Genomic DNA, 17,307 nt, shown 5'->3' with positions numbered 1-17,307 from the left:
CTTACTGATTTACTAGCTTCCTCGATAGGTGCTATATCCTCCCGGAGCAACAAGCAGAGGAACATGATAATGTTCTTCATTACTTCTTATTCCAAAACGAAGTGGGACCTTATTTAAAAATGGCCTTATATTGGGATCATTCGCTCCATCATTGAAATATTCCCCGACATAAAAGACAAGCTCATACTCACCTGGTTTGAGATCATCCCCTTGAAGAAGAGGATCATCCACTCGCCCATCTTTGTTTGTACAGACCTCTTTTATGAAAGAATGGTCCCCCTGTTCTGCTATGGCCCAAAGTTCTATCTTCATCCCTTTTGCCGGCAGGCCTTTAGAGAGGTCCAAAACATGTGTGGTCAGCTTACTGTCCATTACCGGGAAGCCCCTACAGTTGAATCAGCTGCCTTTTTTTGTTTAACGTCTTCTTGTGTAACGACAAAGCCTTGGAAGCCATACGGAGGACGTGGTTCCTGATAAACACTTCCTTCTGAATTCGGAATGGTTTCCACAACGGTTTCCCAGGTACGATTATTGGTTTTAAATTGAACATTCGCCAGCTGAGGGAAACGTTCCAGAATCCTAATGCCAATATGATAAATGAGCTGCTGTATCGAACGGTTATTCAGTTCATGGAACACTGTGTTTGCAATATCACAAATTTGTTCTGCTGCTACATATTTTTCTGGATCCGCTCCAGTGCCATCCTCCCAGCGGCTATATTCCCAATCGAAATCCAAGTAGATAAATAGTGGACGATCCTGAGCTTCTGGCAGTGTGGTGTATTCATCTTGAATAAATCCATAAAAAGAGCTTCCTTTAACCTTGATTAAATGGACATCAACTATTCCACTTGAATGCTTAACGATTTTGCTTCCGGTAGGTGTCCTTTTGACTTCGATTGTAGTGGTAGCCCTTTCATTTCTGGAACATCGATAGACAACATCACTATTTTCATGTCCTTTCCCTTTTGGAACGAGTACATGATCGAAGGGAACTTCAGTTGCTGTCAGTTCCACTGCATCTATGTGGCTATACTTATCAAGGAAAACTTCACATATGAACTTTAAAAATCCTTCCGCCGTATTTCCTTGATAATTGGCCGCCTGACGATGAATGATGTTTTTCATGGAATCCGTTGCAACCACCAAGCTATTATCTCCTTCCGTAAATGAAGATAAAAAAGCTTCCCCTTTTAGAGAAATTTGGCAATTGAATCCAAAAATAGTATTATCTCTTTCTGTGAAACTTGATTCCGGTATTTTCCTCAAACCTGTAAGAGGCTGCACAAAAGTCCTGTATACAAATACATCCCCTTTACCGTAATACATCGTTCTGTTTTCATTTTGAGCTGTCATATTATTCCTCCTCCTAGTTTATAAAATCAGATAACCTGTGGCTGGCAATTAAGTGGATTTGCTTGATGGCTTCCTTAAGTTCATTTGCCTGATCCAAACCAATCCTTCTTTTCATCTCTGCCTTTATCACCGTTTTATCGCTGCCACGGACAGCAAATATGAACGGAAATCCAAACTTTTCTTTATACTGATTATTTAACGCATGAAATTCTTCATATTCATCCTGAGAAAGCGAATTCAAACCGGCTGCGGATTGTTCTTTAACTGATGCTTCAGCCATATCAATCCGGGCTGCTAGGTCCGGGTGAGACTTGATTAATTGGAGCTGTTCCGATAATGAGGCATTTTGCACAACTATTTCCATTTTCTGTTTTAGGTCCTCTAAGGAAATGAATGGCTTGTACTCCCATGAACGCTCTGCTATCCATGGAGAATGTTCATATACCCAACCTAACTTTTGGATGAATTCCGCCTTGTTCAACTCATTAATGCTATTAAGGTCAGATATCAATACGGGCCCTCCCTTCTTTTGATTATTTTTATAATTCAAAACATTCTTAACTTAATTGAATTATATACATGCGTTCATTTATAGGTCATTAGCTGAAAAAGCTAATATTTTTCCACCCCCATTGTGCTTACCGCACTCACCTTTTAAAGAACAGGCCATCCTATTAGCTTAGATTCTGTTGCCAATATTCAAAAAATTAGTTAAATTAGAGAAAAAAGGCACAGCGAAGGGGACCTATCATGCATTTAACGATGACTGATGCATTAAAATTACCACAGATCAAACAATGCCAAGTGGCAGCTGGCATGCAGGGACTTAATAGAGAAATAGAATCCATCAATAGCTTTGATGCTCCTGATGTGCTTTCCTGGTTAAAGCCAAATGAATTGATTCTAACAACCGGATACTTATTTCAAGATAATCCGCAACAATTAGACCAATTCGTAATCGAATTGGCAAAAATGAATTGTTCAGGATTGTTCATCAAACTGGAAGAAATTCCGCAAACCACCATCAGCATTGCCAATATGGCCAATTTGCCTATTCTCAAAATCCCCCCTGAGTTTTCGCTATCAGATATCATGTCTCCCCTGCTTCGTGAAATAGTGACGAGACAGAATGAACAAAAAGGGCAAAGTTATAGCATGGAGGATATTTCCGGAGTTGGTGCCGAAAATTTAATTTACGGGATTTTAGGAATGACTGAGGACAAATCCAGCTTCCAACAAATTACTGGGGGCTTCATATGTACGGTTTTACCTTTAACGCTGCAATGGAATCAAAGGAATGATTCTATTACTTATAAACAGCTTATCAAGACAATTGAAACATTAACCGAGCAATATAAAATCGATAAGCTCATAAGGAATATCAAGGACAGTCTAGTTATCATTTATCTGGATACCATCCCCCTAGGGAACACCCGCTTTTATTCACAAGTCAACCAGATAAGCCAACAAATTATCTCTACTTTATCTACACACCTGCCAATGGAACTTACACTGGGAGTCGGTAACTATCATACAGGTATTAATAACCTGGCCAATAGCTTACAGGAAGCTTTACAATCTATTGATTTGGGAAAACGATTGAACCCAGGTAAGGATATTTACGGCTACAAAGAATTAATAACATTTAAAATTTTGCAGTATGCTCCAAAAAATGTGCTCATGGATATTGTTACAGGTAATTTAGCACCGCTTAAGGACCATGACGATGAAACCCAGTCTGATCTGATCAAAACCTTGGAGGCATATTTGCAGTGCAATCTTCGACCTGCTGAAACGGCCAGAAAAATGGGGGTACACCGAAACACTATCCATTTTCGAATTAAAAGCATAAAAAAATTATTAGGAATGGAATTAAGCAATGATGATCTGTTCACTTTAAAACTTGCCCTATATGCCAAACGTCTGCTGGATAATTGATAAGAAATGGCCCATACAAATGAAAAACTGCCAGGGATCCTTCATTCCCTGGCAGTTTTTCATGTGCAGTAACACTTGATTCCCGATTCCTTCAAATCATGCTCCCTTTACCTAGTCATGTAATAATAACTTCGCAGCTTTTATACTAAACTGCAATTTAAAAGCAATATCCCTCGATTTTAAATCAACTCCTAATAAGTCTTCAATTCTAGACAAACGGAACTTTACAGTATTTCGATGCACAAACAAAGCCCGTGCCGCATCTTCTATTCTCCCTCTTGAAAATAGATAGGTTTCCAGCGTTTTTAACAACTCCCCCTCATTTTCCCTATCATATACAATAATCGGCTGAATCATGGATAGCACGTATTGAGTTATGGCATCCTTAGGGATTTGGTTTATTAGATCTTCAACTTCAACGCTTGCGTAATCATTGATATTAGTCGGGTTAAGCCTCGAGCCAAGTTGAATGGCCTTTTTAGCTTCAATGAACCCTTCTTTCATATTGTAGAATTCCTTTTTCACCTTGCTTAACCCCATCGATAGTGAAGTGCCAGGATTATCTTTGGATATAAGACCTTCCAAAAGGATGGCAATTCTTTGAGCCTGCATAAGCAGTTGTTCATCAGTCACCATCCCTTTTCCTTGCAGGATAATCAATTGACCATCCAACTCGATATTCCAATACTTGAAATCTTCCCTTTCCGTTTGGCTTAATTTCTCCAACATTCTGCCAATTGGAAAGAATGAATCCCCTTCTTCTTTCGTTCCGTCTATTAAGAGCAGAATATATGGCCTATCGGGATTAAAGCCAAATTCCTGTAATTGGGGGATAAAAGATGAACCCCTATTTTCCCCATTCAAAAGAGAATGAAAAACTTCAACACTTCCTTTTCCATTGTTTTTCACTTTCTCCTTATTAACAAGTTCATATGTAAAGCTGAATAATAAGTCGGATAAAGGCATTTCATAAGGAATCTCCAGCAATGGGAAATTGTACTTGTTCGCTTCTTCCACCATTCTAGGAGGAATCGTAGAAAGAAACCGCTTAATCTTGATAGCTAATCCAGCACTTCCTCTTTTCGACAATTCCCTAACAAGATTGATTTGAGCATTCAGGTCATCCTTAAACACATAACCGGTTGTCAGCAGGAGTTCCCCTCGTTTAATCCATGATATATCCGGATGATCCATTATACTTACTGAATTAATTACCCGAGTTAACCCTTGACTTCCTCCAATAACTTCCACTTGGTTTAGGGCAGGAAGTTGCAAAGCTTTTTCGATCGTTAAATACATATTTCTCCCCCTATTCTTCTTAATTATATACAGAATGAACTTGAATGAATATTCATATTTTTCCAAAAAATAGTCTTGATTTAGCATTATGGCGGTGATAATATAAAAATACACCGATTTTGTAAATAGCGTTTCTTAATAAGCAACAGCAAACCCATCCATAAGGAAGTATTTACAAAATCACAAGGAGGCGATTTCGTTACATTCATATAATTGGAAAGTCGTGACTAATTAAAAGGGGGCAAACATGGAAAAATTGAGCAAACTAAACACATTATTGTTAGGTTTACAGCATGTTTGTGTAATGTATGGAGGAGCGGTAGCTGTTCCACTAATCGTCGGTCCTGCAATCGGCTTGACACAAGAACAGATCATATACCTGATCTCGTTTGATTTACTCGCCTGCGGGATAGTCACCTTGCTTCAAGTTATTGGCGGTAAAGGATTTGGTATAAGATTACCTGCTTTAATGGCTGTTTCTTTTATCGTGGTCGAGCCAGTAATAGCCATAGGATCGGTCCATAGTATAACCGGGGTTTTAGGCGCAGTTATGGTATCCGGAATAATTGTTGCCATTTTATCAGGAGTAATCGGTAAATTGATTCCCTATTTCCCACCAATTGTTGCAGGGTCCGTCATATTAATCATAGGCGTGTCATTAATGCCAGTTGCCATGAAAAATGCAGCGGGCGGAGTCGGTTCCCCCACCTTTGGAGATCCTATGAATCTAATGCTAGCTTGTTTTACACTAGTAAGTTTCCTTTTATTGAATACACTTACCAAAGGTTTCTTGAAAGCGGTTTCAGTTCTTTTCGCCATGATTCTTGGCACTATATTGGCTGGTTTTCTAGGTATGGTCGATACCTCCGGCTTTATAGAGGCCAGCTGGTTTACAATGGTGACTCCTTTTTATTTTGGGGTACCTACCTTCGACCTTTCATCTATTATCACCATGACAATCATATCTTTAATCATAGCTGTGGAAAGTATAGGCGTCTTTTTGACACTCGGGGAAGTATGCGGGAAGGAAATAACCGAAAAAGATGTGGAAAAGGGCCTCCGTGCAGAAGGAATAGGGAGCTTCATAAGCGGTATCTTCAACTCTTTCAACCATTCTACCTTCTCACAAAATGTTGGCTTGGTCTTGCTGACAAAGGTAACTCAGCGCTCGGTAGTAGTCACGGCAGGTTGTATCCTAATCTTTCTAGCTTTTGTGCCTAAGGTTGCCGGTCTTACGACAATGATCCCTTTACCCGTTCTGGGCGGGGCCATGATACCAATGTTCGGCATGCTTCTTTCTGCAGCTTTGGGGATGATAGCCAAAGCGGATTTAAGCAAACCTTCCAATCAATTGACGATTGCACTTGGAATAGGAGTCGGTCTGGCAGTCAAGGGGGTCCCGGAAGCATTCGATAAATTCCCGGAAACAGTCCAATTAATATGTGGAAACGGAGTCGTGATGGGTACAATAACACTGGTTGTGTTAAATGCCATCCTGAATGGAAAAACAAATCCATCCATTACACATCATCATTCCATACCCGAAATTCAACCAAGCATGAGCCAGAATATTAATATCCACCCTTAGAAAGTAGCGGACAAGGCAATTCTCTAAGGGTGTCTAGTTGGCTAGGTTCTCCAACACTTTTAATTATAACCTTATTCAGGGAATTTTCAAACAAATAATACAAGCACCTTGCAACTGCCTATTTAATAGGTAAGCAAGGTGCTTTTTTTTACTCAATTATGGCTCTTCAACTTGTTTCATTTGAAAAGAGAGCGATATAACCCTTCAGAAATTTGGATTCACTCCCGAAATTCCCGACCTTTTTCGAGTCTACATTCAAGGGGTCCCTTAAATTGTATTTTTTCACAAAGTCTGATTCCGCGGGGTGTCATTGACAAATTTTTTACATAATAAAATTGAAATTCGGGGTGGTTCTGGAGAACTTTAAGCTTAACCTTCTTAGCTTATTAGGGGGTAATGGAGGTAGATCCTGCAAATGCATCATCGCCAATCATTTTGTCTTTCGTACCCTTTAGGAATGGTTCAAATGAATGTCATCCGTAACCCCTTCAGTACCAGTGACAAGTATATTAGTAAGCGCGATTCACATCCGCTTTTGATTGGTTATACAGTTATTTTTTCCAAACTTCAAGTATTTCAGATCCTACTCGATCCCATTCATATAAGCTAAGGGCAAGTTCTCTGCCTCGTTCGCCCATTTTTTTCATTAGTGACCTGTTTGATAGAATTTCTGTAATCTTCTCTGTAAAACATCCAGGATCTTCTGGATTCTCTACTACAAGCCCATTCTCTCTTATACGAATGACCTCTGGATTTCCGCCTCTTGCAGTTGTTACGATTGGAAGCCCTGAAGCCATCGCTTCATAATGGACGCGCGCAAGCGGTTCTTGCCATATTGATGTACACACGAATAAATCGGCAGCAGCAAACCAATTTTGTATTTCACTAGGTGCGACAAAACCTGTTGAAACAACTGGGATAGGCAGCTTTTTTGCCAATGCTCTTACATAAGCTACATAATCGGTAACATCATTTTGGCTGAACCATTTACTTCCGACAATAACTAAAGCCAAATCCTTAAATTTACTTGAAAGCTCAGGCAGTGCCCGAATTAACCTATCTACACCTTTGTTACTTGAAAGTCTTCCTGCAAATAATATGACCGTTTTATTTTCAAGACCGTTCGCTTTACGTAATTCATTACGAATTTTTTGCATTTTCGGGTGACTGCCGGGCAGGAATCGATTGGTGTCAACACCAGAATAGATGGTGCGGATCTTTGATGAAGCTTGCGGATATAAACTTTTTATGACATTGCCTATATAATCACTGACCGTTACAATATTCGTAACTTCGTCTATGGCTGCTTTTGCTTCCTCCGGATTGATTTTCTCTGGATTAAACATATCATTATGCATGCTAAGGGTAATTTTTGAATGAGGGGCTGCTTTTCGGACAGGAAGGACTAGCCGAGGCCGATTGAAGATATGAATTAGATCGAAATGATTTGCTTCAAGATAGCTGACAACCTCTTCTCGATATACTTCGAATATTTTTCCAGGTACACGTACATAACGGTTTCCATCAATCGTCTCTTGATCAGGGAGTGATGGATCATTAATACCTAAAACCGTAATATCATGGGCCTTACTTAAATGCGGCAGGATGCCTGAGATATAGGTTTGAATGGCCCCGCCCAGTACCGGAGGAACAGGAAGCTTTTCGGTACAAATCATTAAAATTTTCATGCTTGTTCCATTCCCTTCCAATCATCTTTAATCTCTTCTAACACTGGCCATTTTGTTTGATCGGTATCAACGATTGTTTGGATCATCGTTGTAGTTTGATCAGTTAGAAATAATTCAGGTTCATATACTACTTCTTTAACATTCTTGTAAAATTCATTTGGTGCAGATAAATCGATCATTAAGAGATCATATAGTTGCGATGAAATTGGATTTGCTTCGTGATAGGACTTGATCATTTCCCTTACCCAAGTTGCATCCCATCTATATAAATCCGCCATGGTGCCGGTAATCAGTTTTCTTAAATCGCGAATAGGAAGGTCATAAGCAACACCGTCAAGGTCAATAATCCACATTCCATTAGAGCCCATTTGACCATTTGACCAGCCATAATCTTGATGCACTAATCCCCAATATTCATTACCTTGTTGCGCTAGCTCTAGATAGCTTGATTCATTTAATCTTTCTAAGCTTCTTTTTGCTTGTTCTTCAAATTCATTTAAAACACTCAGCAAATAAGAGCTTGCAGGCATTTCTTCATATGCATTAGCAATGTTTCGAAACCAATCCATTTTATTGATGACTTTTTCATAAGTCGCTGGCCATTTATATAACCGGGATGCAACTTCAGCTTGTTTAGGCGGAACATACCCTTTGCTTAAAAGGTGGAATTCGCCGAGAGCATTACAAAGATGTTTGGCTCCTTCCAAATCTTTTGATACAGGTGCCAATGATTCGATCCACTCAGCGACGAACCATAACTTCCCTCCAGCCTCAACATAATCCTTTCCATCTTTGGTTTTCACGATGGGCGGTACTCTTGCTTCCTTAACATTAACTAAATATTCTTGAGCTCCTAAGCTAAACATGCTTCTTGTAGGTCTTCTGTGTAAAAGTTTTAAACTCTTTGGCCCTGAACTTGTTTCCATTTTCCATATAGAGCCGCCTTTATCTGGTTTTGTTGTAACAACTTGAATGTCCTGAACGGAGAAACCGTAATGTTCAAGAACTTCCAGTGCCATTTTTTCAATATATTCAGGAACAAAAAACTCATGAGTGAGTTCATCTTCTTCCCAAGGCACAATTATTGCTTTCTCCATGAAAACCCCTCCTGTGAAATATATAAAAGTATTTTCCGCCAAAATAAGGGCAAGGTCACGACAGATTCATTATGTTCTAATATCAGGCTGTATCCTTATACAAGCATAATTTTCTAATGTTGAATATTGTTCTTTATTAAATACCCGTGATTAATCAACACCGCTGGAGTAACCATACTTTTTAATAAACTATGTGGAAAAAAAACTTTTGTATCAGACAATTAACCCAAATTGTTAGGTAATTGGGTTCCGCTGCAAATATGACCAATTAGAAACATAGAATCTTAAATAACCTTTTCATCTATGAATTAAAATCTCTCCTTGGACAGACTTCACCCCATGTGCAAAAACTTTTTCGCAGGATTTCAATTATTTATAACGAATGACTAGAAGAATTTCATACAAAAAGGAGGAGGCATATAGTGGGGATAAAAATGGACGAATACGAACTTCTTGACAAAGATTCAGGCCCATATGGAATAACTGCCGGAAAAGATGGTGCGCTATGGTTTACACAACATAAAGCAAATCAAATTGGGCGAATGACCGTTAACGGTGAAGTTACTCCATTCATCGTTCCTACACCCAACGCCGGTGTGCTATCTATAATCTCCACAACTCAGGGGGATGTATGGTTTACGGAAAATAGGGCGAATAAAATTGGGAAACTGACAGGTACAGGTGAAATCATCGAATATACTCTCCCAAGTCCGAACTCAGCACCTTTTGGAATAACGGAAGGACACAATGGAGACATTTGGTTTACCGAGATGAATGGAAATAGGATAGGGCGAATTTTATCATCAGGTGAAATGATTCAGTATGATTTACCGAGTCCCGGCTGTTACCCCTCTTACATTGTTGCTGGAACTGACGGTGCCATTTGGTTTACTGAGAATCAGAGTAATCAAATTGGGCGCATTACCATGCAAGGTGAAGTGACTAATTACACTTTGCCAACAAAACATGCTGGTCCTGTAGGGATTACAAGCGGACCGGACGGTGCACTCTGGTTTGCGGAAATTAACGGAAACAAAATCGGGCGCATCACTACTTCTGGAACAATAAGTGAATATACCATCCCCACTTCAGATGCCCGCCCACACGCAATAGTGACGGGTCCTGACCGCGCTTTATGGTTCACTGAATGGGGAAGTAATCAAATTGGGCGCATTACCATGCAAGGAGAAATTACGGAATTTCCAATTTCCACACAAAATGCGGAGCCGCATGGAATTGCAGCAGGTCCTGATGGTGCCATCTGGTTCGCTGAGGAATGCAATAAGATCGGCCGGCTAAGTTTATTATAAAAACCCTGAAAGGCAGTGGATATCCATGGAATCAAATAAGCAACATGGGCCAAATCCTCAAGATAAATATCCGATTAAAGGAAATCACATCGTGCAATTCATTAAAAATACAATCACTAGACCAAACATTATTGCGGGTGAATATTCATATTACGATGCAAGAAATGGGGAGTCTTTTGAAGATCAAGTGTTATATCACTACGAATTCTTCGGTGACCGGCTTGTCATCGGGAAATTTTGCGCCATGGCACCTGGTGTAACGTTTATTATGAATGGAGCCAACCATAGAATGGATGGTTTTTCAACCTACCCCTTCAACATTTTCGGACACGGATGGGAGAAGTATACGCCAGCGTTAGATCAGTTGCCGTTTAAAGGCGATACCATTATTGGAAATGATGTTTGGATAGGAATGGATACTGTCATCATGCCTGGAATAAAAATCGGGGATGGTGCAATTGTAGCCGCTAAATCGGTTGTTACCAAAGATGTGGAACCTTACACCATCGTTGGGGGGAATCCCGAAAAGAAACTCAAAACCCGCTTCTCAAAAGAAATCATTAACGAACTGCTGGAGATTAAATGGTGGGATTTAGATATTGATATCATCTCTGCTCATATTGATGTGATAGTAAATGGCGATATGGAAAGTCTAAGAACCTTAAAAAATAAAAGATGACAATGCATCAACTACAGAGAATCCGATTCTTGTACCACAAATTAATGGAGGGAAAATCACTTTTTATAATAGAGTGATTCCATTGAATATATTAAGATCGCTTTTTAACCATGGCTTTGTTAAAGATTAATGTTGATTTTTGAACAAATAAAAGAGACCACCTATAGTGGTCTTCTTGTGCATCCTAGTGAAGTAAAGCACCCGTTAGTTCATTAAACGATAAATATATATAATAGCCCATATTATAATTAAGACCCAAATCATTACTATTAGTGAGCCGACTATCCAATTCTTCGGCTTACCATTTTTCATCATTTCTTCTGCCTTAACTTCACAGTCGGTTAATACACTCTTTGGTATCATCTTTAATGCGATCATTATCCCTATTGGAACGAGAATTACATCGTCTAAGTAGCCAAGAATGGGTATAAAATCAGGTATTATGTCTATCGGACTGAATGCATAAGCCACAACACAAGCCGTAAATGCCTTTGCATGCCAAGGCACCCGTTCATCTTTACAAGCAAAGTAAAGGATAAAGATTTGCCGTTTTAGACTCCTCGCCCAAGTCTTAATTTTATCAAACATTTTTATCTCCTATAATTAAGCTTTTATTTCCATTATAACAATATAAGGTTTACAAAGGATTGGTATTTCACTAACCTCCCCGTTCCATAAGAAATAGCTGCCTTCAATCCTAAGCTAAAGCAACCGTTAGTTTAAGCACTATTATTTCACAAACTTCAATTACTGCGTTAAGTATTAGTTTTGGAACTCTTCAATTCTATCCAACCATTCATTTAATAGAGTGCTAAAAAGTTGTGGTTGTTCAATTTGCAAATTGTGACCTGCCATATCCAATACAGCAAATGTTCCTCGCGGATACTTGTTTGCTATGTCAAGAGCATCTTTATATCCAACCGAAGAGTCTTGTCTTCCTAACAGGAATACACTGGGTTTAATAAAATCAGACTGGTCGATCTTAAAAGAAAACCCATATTTATTCTTAACCTTATTTAGAAACTTTTCATCTCCAATTTTACAACCACTTAGAATTTCTTTGTTGTACCTTAACCATGTGTACTCATCAAGTACAATGTTGTTATTTCTAAAATCTTCTAACTCACCCTTTGATAAATTTTCAATGAACTTCTCATCCGTTCTCATTATTTCATGTATCTCAACTGTTCTATTTTCTGGAAGAGGAATAATAAGAGGACAAATAAATGCTGCACCAAGTATTTGTTCTTGATGCTTTTCAATAATGCCCCTAGCTATATAGCCACCGTAAGATTCCCCAGCAATTACGTACTCTTGGTTAGGAATTACAGCTTGAATAAACTCTAAAACAGCATCCAGCATTTCATCAGAACTACTTATTTCGTTATATTCTTTTGTCAATCCCATCCCGGGCAGGTCGATATAAATACGTCGCCACCCCTCCCTCTTAGTAAATATTGGTTCCATACAACCACTCATTAATCGATGGTCCGGAGAATAACCGTGTATCATTAAAATTGGTTTTCCTTCCCCCAAATCTTCATAATAAATTTCTGCTTGGCGAACTTTGCAATATGCCATATTAATCCTTCTTTCTATAAAAATCATTTTAACTGACAGTACCTATTCTCTTTTTGATTCTTCAATTCCTTCTTCAACTATTCTGCCCCTTTAATTCCGTAAGAAAAAGCTGCCTTAAAGACAGCTTTATTCAGCTAACGCACCCGTTACTTTAAATACAATTCTTCACAAACTGATTTTGCTTAACAAAACTGACCAGCAGCAGAACATCGAAAAGGCGATCTCTAATTGAAGGATTTCACTCAATATATATAGAAACCGACTAAATTAATATCTATTTGAATTATTTATATGGAATGAGAGGAAAGACCCCGACCTATAAGGTTTGCAGAAACAGGCTTTTTCCCTAATTCCCTTGCCCAAATTGATAATTGCCCTATATGGTGAATTTCGTGAGCAATAGTATGTCGCATTATTTCACCCCAAGTATCCGTCACAATTCTTCTATCCTGTAAGGTATCATAAAATAATTGATTTTCCATACTAGCATCCCAGTTGTTCACAAAGTTTTCCACTTCTAAATGAAATTCAGCGTCCAACTTCCGAACTTTGTTCAAGCTTTTATAACTATCGAAACTCTCCTGAAAGTCAGTTTTACCTTGTAAGAGACGTATCCAGCTCCATTCGACATCAACAATATGGAAAAGTGTATGCAATATACTTCCCATTCCACCCGTTCGATTCCGCAGAATTTCTTCTTCACTTAACTCTTCACACCAACGATACCAGTCTTCTCTTACCATCCAGTTATATCTAAAAAAAGTTTGCAAAAATGCCCCTCCCCATTTAGAAAATAATTTAACTGTTAAAATACTATTAGAGCCATGCCTAAACATTGTTAAATATTACCATTTAGACAAACATAGGTTGAATTCCTTTTTCAACAATCCTGCCCCTTTAGTTCTTAAGAAAAAGCTGCCCTAAGGCAGCTCCTAAAGCACCTAAAATTAATCATTTGGATTTATTATGGCTAAAACCTGCTTTATGGTCCCGAAAGCCCATAGGCCAAAGCTAGTGCAAAAGTAAAAAAAGATAAAGCAATAAAAAATAGGCCATTTGATAAAACGCTGATTACTCTTATACCAAATTGCTTTGCCTTGGTTCCCAAAATCAAAGCCACTAAAAATCCAATATCAAAATAAAAAATCGATATCCTTAAATCTATATTCGGTATCGATCTGCCGATATAAAAACCAGTATTGCAGCTATAACTAAACAACAGTCAATATCAAAGGTATTGCTTCTTGTTTGTTCAATTATCCTGTATTTTCCAAAACCTCACCCCTCCCCTCACAATATCAAAATTCACCTAAATGAAAAAGAACAATTTTTATACTTGGAATAATAAAAATAAAAAGCCCTTCTCACACGAGAGGGGCTTTTTTGTTATTAATATTCACTAACAGAATAGCTTTTGTATGTTAACTTGTTGTTTTCAAAAACCGTATAAAAATCTGTGTCATTAGTGTCACTGTAACGGCTCCAGGTATAATCTTTTTGGGTAATGCCGCCATATGTATATGTTGAATCTAATTTCATATATTCACCTGTGATAGATACCGTTTGATTATAAGTCATTCCTTTTTTTACATTCGTATATTCATTGTAAGTTATACCATTTTTAATAGGAGTAAAGAAATATCCTTTGGCTGTTTTTGTATACTTGACCCACTTTGTTCCTACTTTATCATAATCTACAAATGTTACTGTAGCATATGAAAAGTTTTTATTTGTTGCATATGGAGTTAACGTTACAGCTTTAGTTGTTTTTGCATTAATTGTATTACCTTTATAATCTTGAACCTTATAGGTAGTACCTACTAAGGCGCTCTTATAGAAAGTTGAACCGATCGGCTTTGTTACTGTTGCTGCTTCTCCTTTATTTGCTCCAACTCCTGCCAGTAATCCTAGAGCTAATACTCCTACGGTTAATGCCTTTGCTAGTTTTTTCATCATAATTTCTCCCCCAACCCGTTAGTTCTTATGAATTTATAGTACATTTGTAGTATTCCTATTATTATTATAATCTACAGATTGCTCAACAATCAATGCTACAATAATTATGAGGTGGTAAACTTTGTTTATTTCTCCAATGCTATTGCACAAAACAGAGCAACCCTTCGAGGATGGAGAGGATTTTTTGTATGGCAAAAAAGGGGCAAACGTTTCAAGCGTTCCAAAATGACCTTCTTAAATGGATCAGACTAATTCTACTATATTCCTTTTTTTAAGTTTATTCCTAATTCTTCTTTTCATAGGTTTTCTCCTTAACCATTATTAATGTAGCCTCTAGGGTGTTTGCATTTTTAACTATCATGCCCCGATAGTTGCATAAAGAAAAAGCTGCCTTATAAAGACAGCTCCGATTTCCAGCTAAGCACCCGTAAGTTCATTAAGTGATTCAGTTTTATAGTCCTTTTAAATATGTTTTATGATATTTTTTTTGAACCCCCAAACAATAATTAGAACCCCAAACACTACAAAGAACAAAATCGGTAGCTGAAAAATATCCATGTAAGCTCCTAATGCCCATGAAGGGGTATCGCCAAACTGCGGTATTTTGTATGATAAGCAAATCGCAGCAAAAAAGCCGCTTCCTGTACGATAGGAAATGACTTTTTTTACTTATTATATGGCTTCTTTTTATTTTTTACTTCCCCTAGACCAGATAACCACTGGAATCAATAATAAAGATAATAACCCTCCGATAAATGATAATGCTGTATAACTTGAGCCGGCCACAATCATTCCAGATAAGGCTCCACCAGAGGCTCCTGATAATGCAATTAAAACATCCACCGTACCTTGGGTTTTAGCCCGATTTGAAGTGTCAGTTGAATCAACAATAAGAGCCGTCCCACTTATTAAACCGAAATTCCATCCTAATCCAAGTAAAGAAAGGGCAATAACTAGGAGAATCATAGAATCGCCTGGTGCAATCGCCGATATTAAACCGGCCAGAAGCAGCGTAGCTCCAGAAGCAATTGCCATGGCAGTACGGCCAAACTTATCAACAAGGACACCTGTAACCAGTGAAGGAAGATACATGGCAGCTATATGAAATCCAATAACGAGTCCTATTTCACCCAAGTCATGTCCATGATGTCTCATATGAACTGGCGTCATGGTCATAATGGCCACCATTACAATTTGAGTAAGAACCATAATTGCCGCACCAACAATGATTCCTCTTTTGTTTACCATTTGTTCAGTATCAGCCGAATACCCTAAACGATTACTTTCTTGTTTGGACGCTTCTATTGTTCTTGCTATAACTAATGGGTCTGGGCGAAGCAAAACGAAAAGGACAAGACCTGCTAAGATAAATGCTGCCGCTGATAAAATGAAAGGACCAGCGAGTGAAGGAACGCCAATAGAAAGAGCAAAATCCCCCATTACATTCACTAAATTCGGACCAGCAACTGCACCAAATGTTGTAAACACCATGGTAATACTGATGGCAGTGGCTCGCTGTTTATTGTTAGCTAAGTCCGTACCAGCGTAACGAGCTTGTAAATTTGTCGCTGTTCCTGCACCATAGATGAGCAGGGAAGCAAATAAAAGGAAAACGCTATTTATGATGGCTGCCGTTATGACTCCTATCGCTCCAAGTCCACCTATCATAAAACCAGCTGTTAGACCTGTACGGCGACCGTAACGTTGAGAAAGTCTCCCTACGATTAAAGCAGCCCCGGCAGATCCTAAAGTAAATAAACCCGATGGAACTCCAGCAAATGCATCTGTGCCAAGCATTTGTTGTGCAAGAAGTGCCCCCACCGTAACTCCAGCTGCTAACCCGGCACCGCCAAAAATTTGTGAAATACTTATAATAATCAATGTACGTTTGTATAACATTTTTTGTTTTTCTTGAGAATCTGCATAACTCTGGTTCATTTGATATGTTTTACTGGACATTTGTTAAGACCTCATTCATCATTCTGTAATTTCTCCCCACCATGAACACCTTCCTCTAGTTGATTTTCTAATATTTTTATAACCTTTACTTTTTTAGTTTAAAAACTATAAAATCAGCACATCTGAAATCTTCTTCAAATGAAGGATATTTTTCTAATATCTCTTTTGATGGCTTAGGTTCTATTATACTTTCTAAAATAAAACCTGTTTTGATTAAAGTGTTTATATAACTTGTTAATGTTCTATGAAAGAATAGCATTTTTTCTTTATCACCTAAACGTTGTTCATACACCCCTTCATAAAAATATTTATCTACGTTCCAATGCAACTTTTTACCGCCCTTTGTTTTTTCCCAACCACTTTCTGGAGTAACAAAACAAGGATGTAAAATCGAAAATATAAAACAGCCTCCATCTACTAATAGACGATACATTTCCTGAAATGCTTTTTCGTAATCTGCAAGATCTTGAATGACCATATTGGATACTATCAAATCGAAACTTTTGTCCTCTAAAGAATTCAAGTCCTCACAATTACCCTGCCTATAATCAATTAACAAATCATTCGGGGTTCTTCCCTTAGCAATTTCTATCATCCGTGATGAATAATCCACAGCCGTTACAGTCGCTTCGGACCTCGCTAACATTCGACTTAAATACCCCTCGCCACACCCGGCATCTAAAACCTTTTTATTCCTTACTGTTTCCATAAGTGTTAATAAAGTTGGATTTAAAAAAACTTCTTTATGAAGATCTCCTTGCTCGGTATGAGTTGCAGAATATTTATCCGCGAAACTATCCCACCTTTTAATCGCTTCTTCTGTACCAATATTCTGATTCATGTTAACTTCTCCCTGT

Annotated in this window: 15 protein-coding genes and 1 pseudogene; 4 read left to right on the top strand and 12 right to left on the bottom strand. The window is 38.3% G+C overall.

Annotation, left to right across the window (positions count from 1 at the left end; translation table 11 throughout):
* Positions 1 to 12 precede the first annotated feature (12 nt).
* Genes uraH through uraD form a run of 3 tightly spaced genes read right to left on the bottom strand, consistent with a single transcriptional unit; the run spans position 13 to position 1,866 of the window.
* Complete coding sequence (uraH, locus tag A6755_RS05410; RefSeq protein WP_034304629.1) at positions 13 to 372, bottom strand: hydroxyisourate hydrolase; 360 nt, start codon at positions 370 to 372, stop codon at positions 13 to 15.
* Positions 372 to 1,355 (bottom strand): factor-independent urate hydroxylase, encoded by a 984-nt coding sequence (gene pucL, locus A6755_RS05405; RefSeq protein WP_034304631.1) that lies wholly within the window; start codon positions 1,353 to 1,355, stop codon positions 372 to 374. Before pucL ends, uraH begins: the two co-directional genes overlap by 1 nt.
* 13 nt (positions 1,356 to 1,368) lie before the next feature.
* Positions 1,369 to 1,866 carry a 2-oxo-4-hydroxy-4-carboxy-5-ureidoimidazoline decarboxylase gene (uraD, locus tag A6755_RS05400; RefSeq protein ID WP_134402086.1) on the bottom strand — a complete coding sequence of 166 codons (498 nt, stop codon included), beginning with the start codon at positions 1,864 to 1,866 and terminating at the stop codon, positions 1,369 to 1,371.
* Between the two features lie 239 nt (positions 1,867 to 2,105).
* Between uraD and A6755_RS05395 the strand changes: the two genes are divergently transcribed.
* Positions 2,106 to 3,293 carry a PucR family transcriptional regulator gene (locus tag A6755_RS05395; protein ID WP_063589987.1) on the top strand — a complete coding sequence of 396 codons (1,188 nt, stop codon included), beginning with the start codon at positions 2,106 to 2,108 and terminating at the stop codon, positions 3,291 to 3,293.
* A gap of 111 nt (positions 3,294 to 3,404) precedes the next feature.
* Here the strand turns inward: A6755_RS05395 and A6755_RS05390 are convergent, their stop codons facing one another.
* Positions 3,405 to 4,592, bottom strand: coding sequence for a PucR family transcriptional regulator (locus A6755_RS05390; RefSeq protein ID WP_063589986.1), 1,188 nt, complete (start codon positions 4,590 to 4,592; stop codon positions 3,405 to 3,407).
* Between the two features lie 247 nt (positions 4,593 to 4,839).
* Between A6755_RS05390 and A6755_RS05385 the strand changes: the two genes are divergently transcribed.
* The gene (locus tag A6755_RS05385; protein ID WP_034304640.1) at positions 4,840 to 6,180 is read left to right on the top strand and encodes a nucleobase:cation symporter-2 family protein; all 1,341 of its coding nucleotides are present in this window, start codon (positions 4,840 to 4,842) and stop codon (positions 6,178 to 6,180) included.
* Between the two features lie 554 nt (positions 6,181 to 6,734).
* Here the strand turns inward: A6755_RS05385 and A6755_RS05380 are convergent.
* Positions 6,735 to 7,868: pseudogene (locus tag A6755_RS05380) on the bottom strand (glycosyltransferase family 4 protein); the annotation flags it as partial.
* On the bottom strand, positions 7,865 to 8,965 hold the full coding sequence (locus tag A6755_RS05375) for a CotS family spore coat protein (protein WP_063589985.1): 1,101 nt from the start codon (positions 8,963 to 8,965) through the stop codon (positions 7,865 to 7,867). The pseudogene A6755_RS05380 and the gene A6755_RS05375, both read right to left, overlap by 4 nt.
* A gap of 422 nt (positions 8,966 to 9,387) precedes the next feature.
* On the opposite strand from A6755_RS05375, the gene A6755_RS05370 reads away from it, so the two are divergent.
* Positions 9,388 to 10,275, top strand: a complete 888-nt coding sequence (locus A6755_RS05370) for a Vgb family protein (protein WP_084737448.1) — start codon at positions 9,388 to 9,390, stop codon at positions 10,273 to 10,275.
* A 25-nt stretch (positions 10,276 to 10,300) separates the two neighbouring features.
* Positions 10,301 to 10,954: a Vat family streptogramin A O-acetyltransferase gene (locus tag A6755_RS05365; RefSeq protein ID WP_034304652.1), complete on the top strand. Its 654-nt coding sequence runs from the start codon at positions 10,301 to 10,303 to the stop codon at positions 10,952 to 10,954.
* Positions 10,955 to 11,158: 204 nt separating this feature from the next.
* Here the strand turns inward: A6755_RS05365 and A6755_RS05360 are convergent, their stop codons facing one another.
* From A6755_RS05360 to A6755_RS05335, 6 genes are all read right to left on the bottom strand, one after another.
* Complete coding sequence (locus tag A6755_RS05360) at positions 11,159 to 11,542, bottom strand: YkvA family protein (RefSeq protein ID WP_034304654.1); 384 nt, start codon at positions 11,540 to 11,542, stop codon at positions 11,159 to 11,161.
* Between the two features lie 174 nt (positions 11,543 to 11,716).
* Complete coding sequence (locus A6755_RS05355) at positions 11,717 to 12,535, bottom strand: alpha/beta fold hydrolase (protein ID WP_034304657.1); 819 nt, start codon at positions 12,533 to 12,535, stop codon at positions 11,717 to 11,719.
* Positions 12,536 to 12,822: 287 nt separating this feature from the next.
* Positions 12,823 to 13,305: a DinB family protein gene (locus tag A6755_RS05350; protein WP_063589984.1), complete on the bottom strand. Its 483-nt coding sequence runs from the start codon at positions 13,303 to 13,305 to the stop codon at positions 12,823 to 12,825.
* Positions 13,306 to 13,924: 619 nt separating this feature from the next.
* Positions 13,925 to 14,491 carry a hypothetical protein gene (locus A6755_RS05345; RefSeq protein WP_057277109.1) on the bottom strand — a complete coding sequence of 189 codons (567 nt, stop codon included), beginning with the start codon at positions 14,489 to 14,491 and terminating at the stop codon, positions 13,925 to 13,927.
* A gap of 687 nt (positions 14,492 to 15,178) precedes the next feature.
* A complete protein-coding gene (locus A6755_RS05340) occupies positions 15,179 to 16,450 on the bottom strand; it encodes an MFS transporter (RefSeq protein WP_063589983.1) in 1,272 nt (423 codons plus the stop codon).
* A gap of 85 nt (positions 16,451 to 16,535) precedes the next feature.
* Complete coding sequence (locus A6755_RS05335) at positions 16,536 to 17,291, bottom strand: class I SAM-dependent methyltransferase (protein WP_063592445.1); 756 nt, start codon at positions 17,289 to 17,291, stop codon at positions 16,536 to 16,538.
* Positions 17,292 to 17,307 lie beyond the last annotated feature (16 nt).

The sequence above is a fragment of the Peribacillus frigoritolerans genome (assembly GCF_001636405.1).
Taxonomy (GTDB): domain Bacteria; phylum Bacillota; class Bacilli; order Bacillales; family DSM-1321; genus Peribacillus; species Peribacillus frigoritolerans.
The sequence above is the reverse complement of the archived record's forward strand: the minus strand, read 5'-3'. Positions and strand labels throughout refer to the sequence as shown.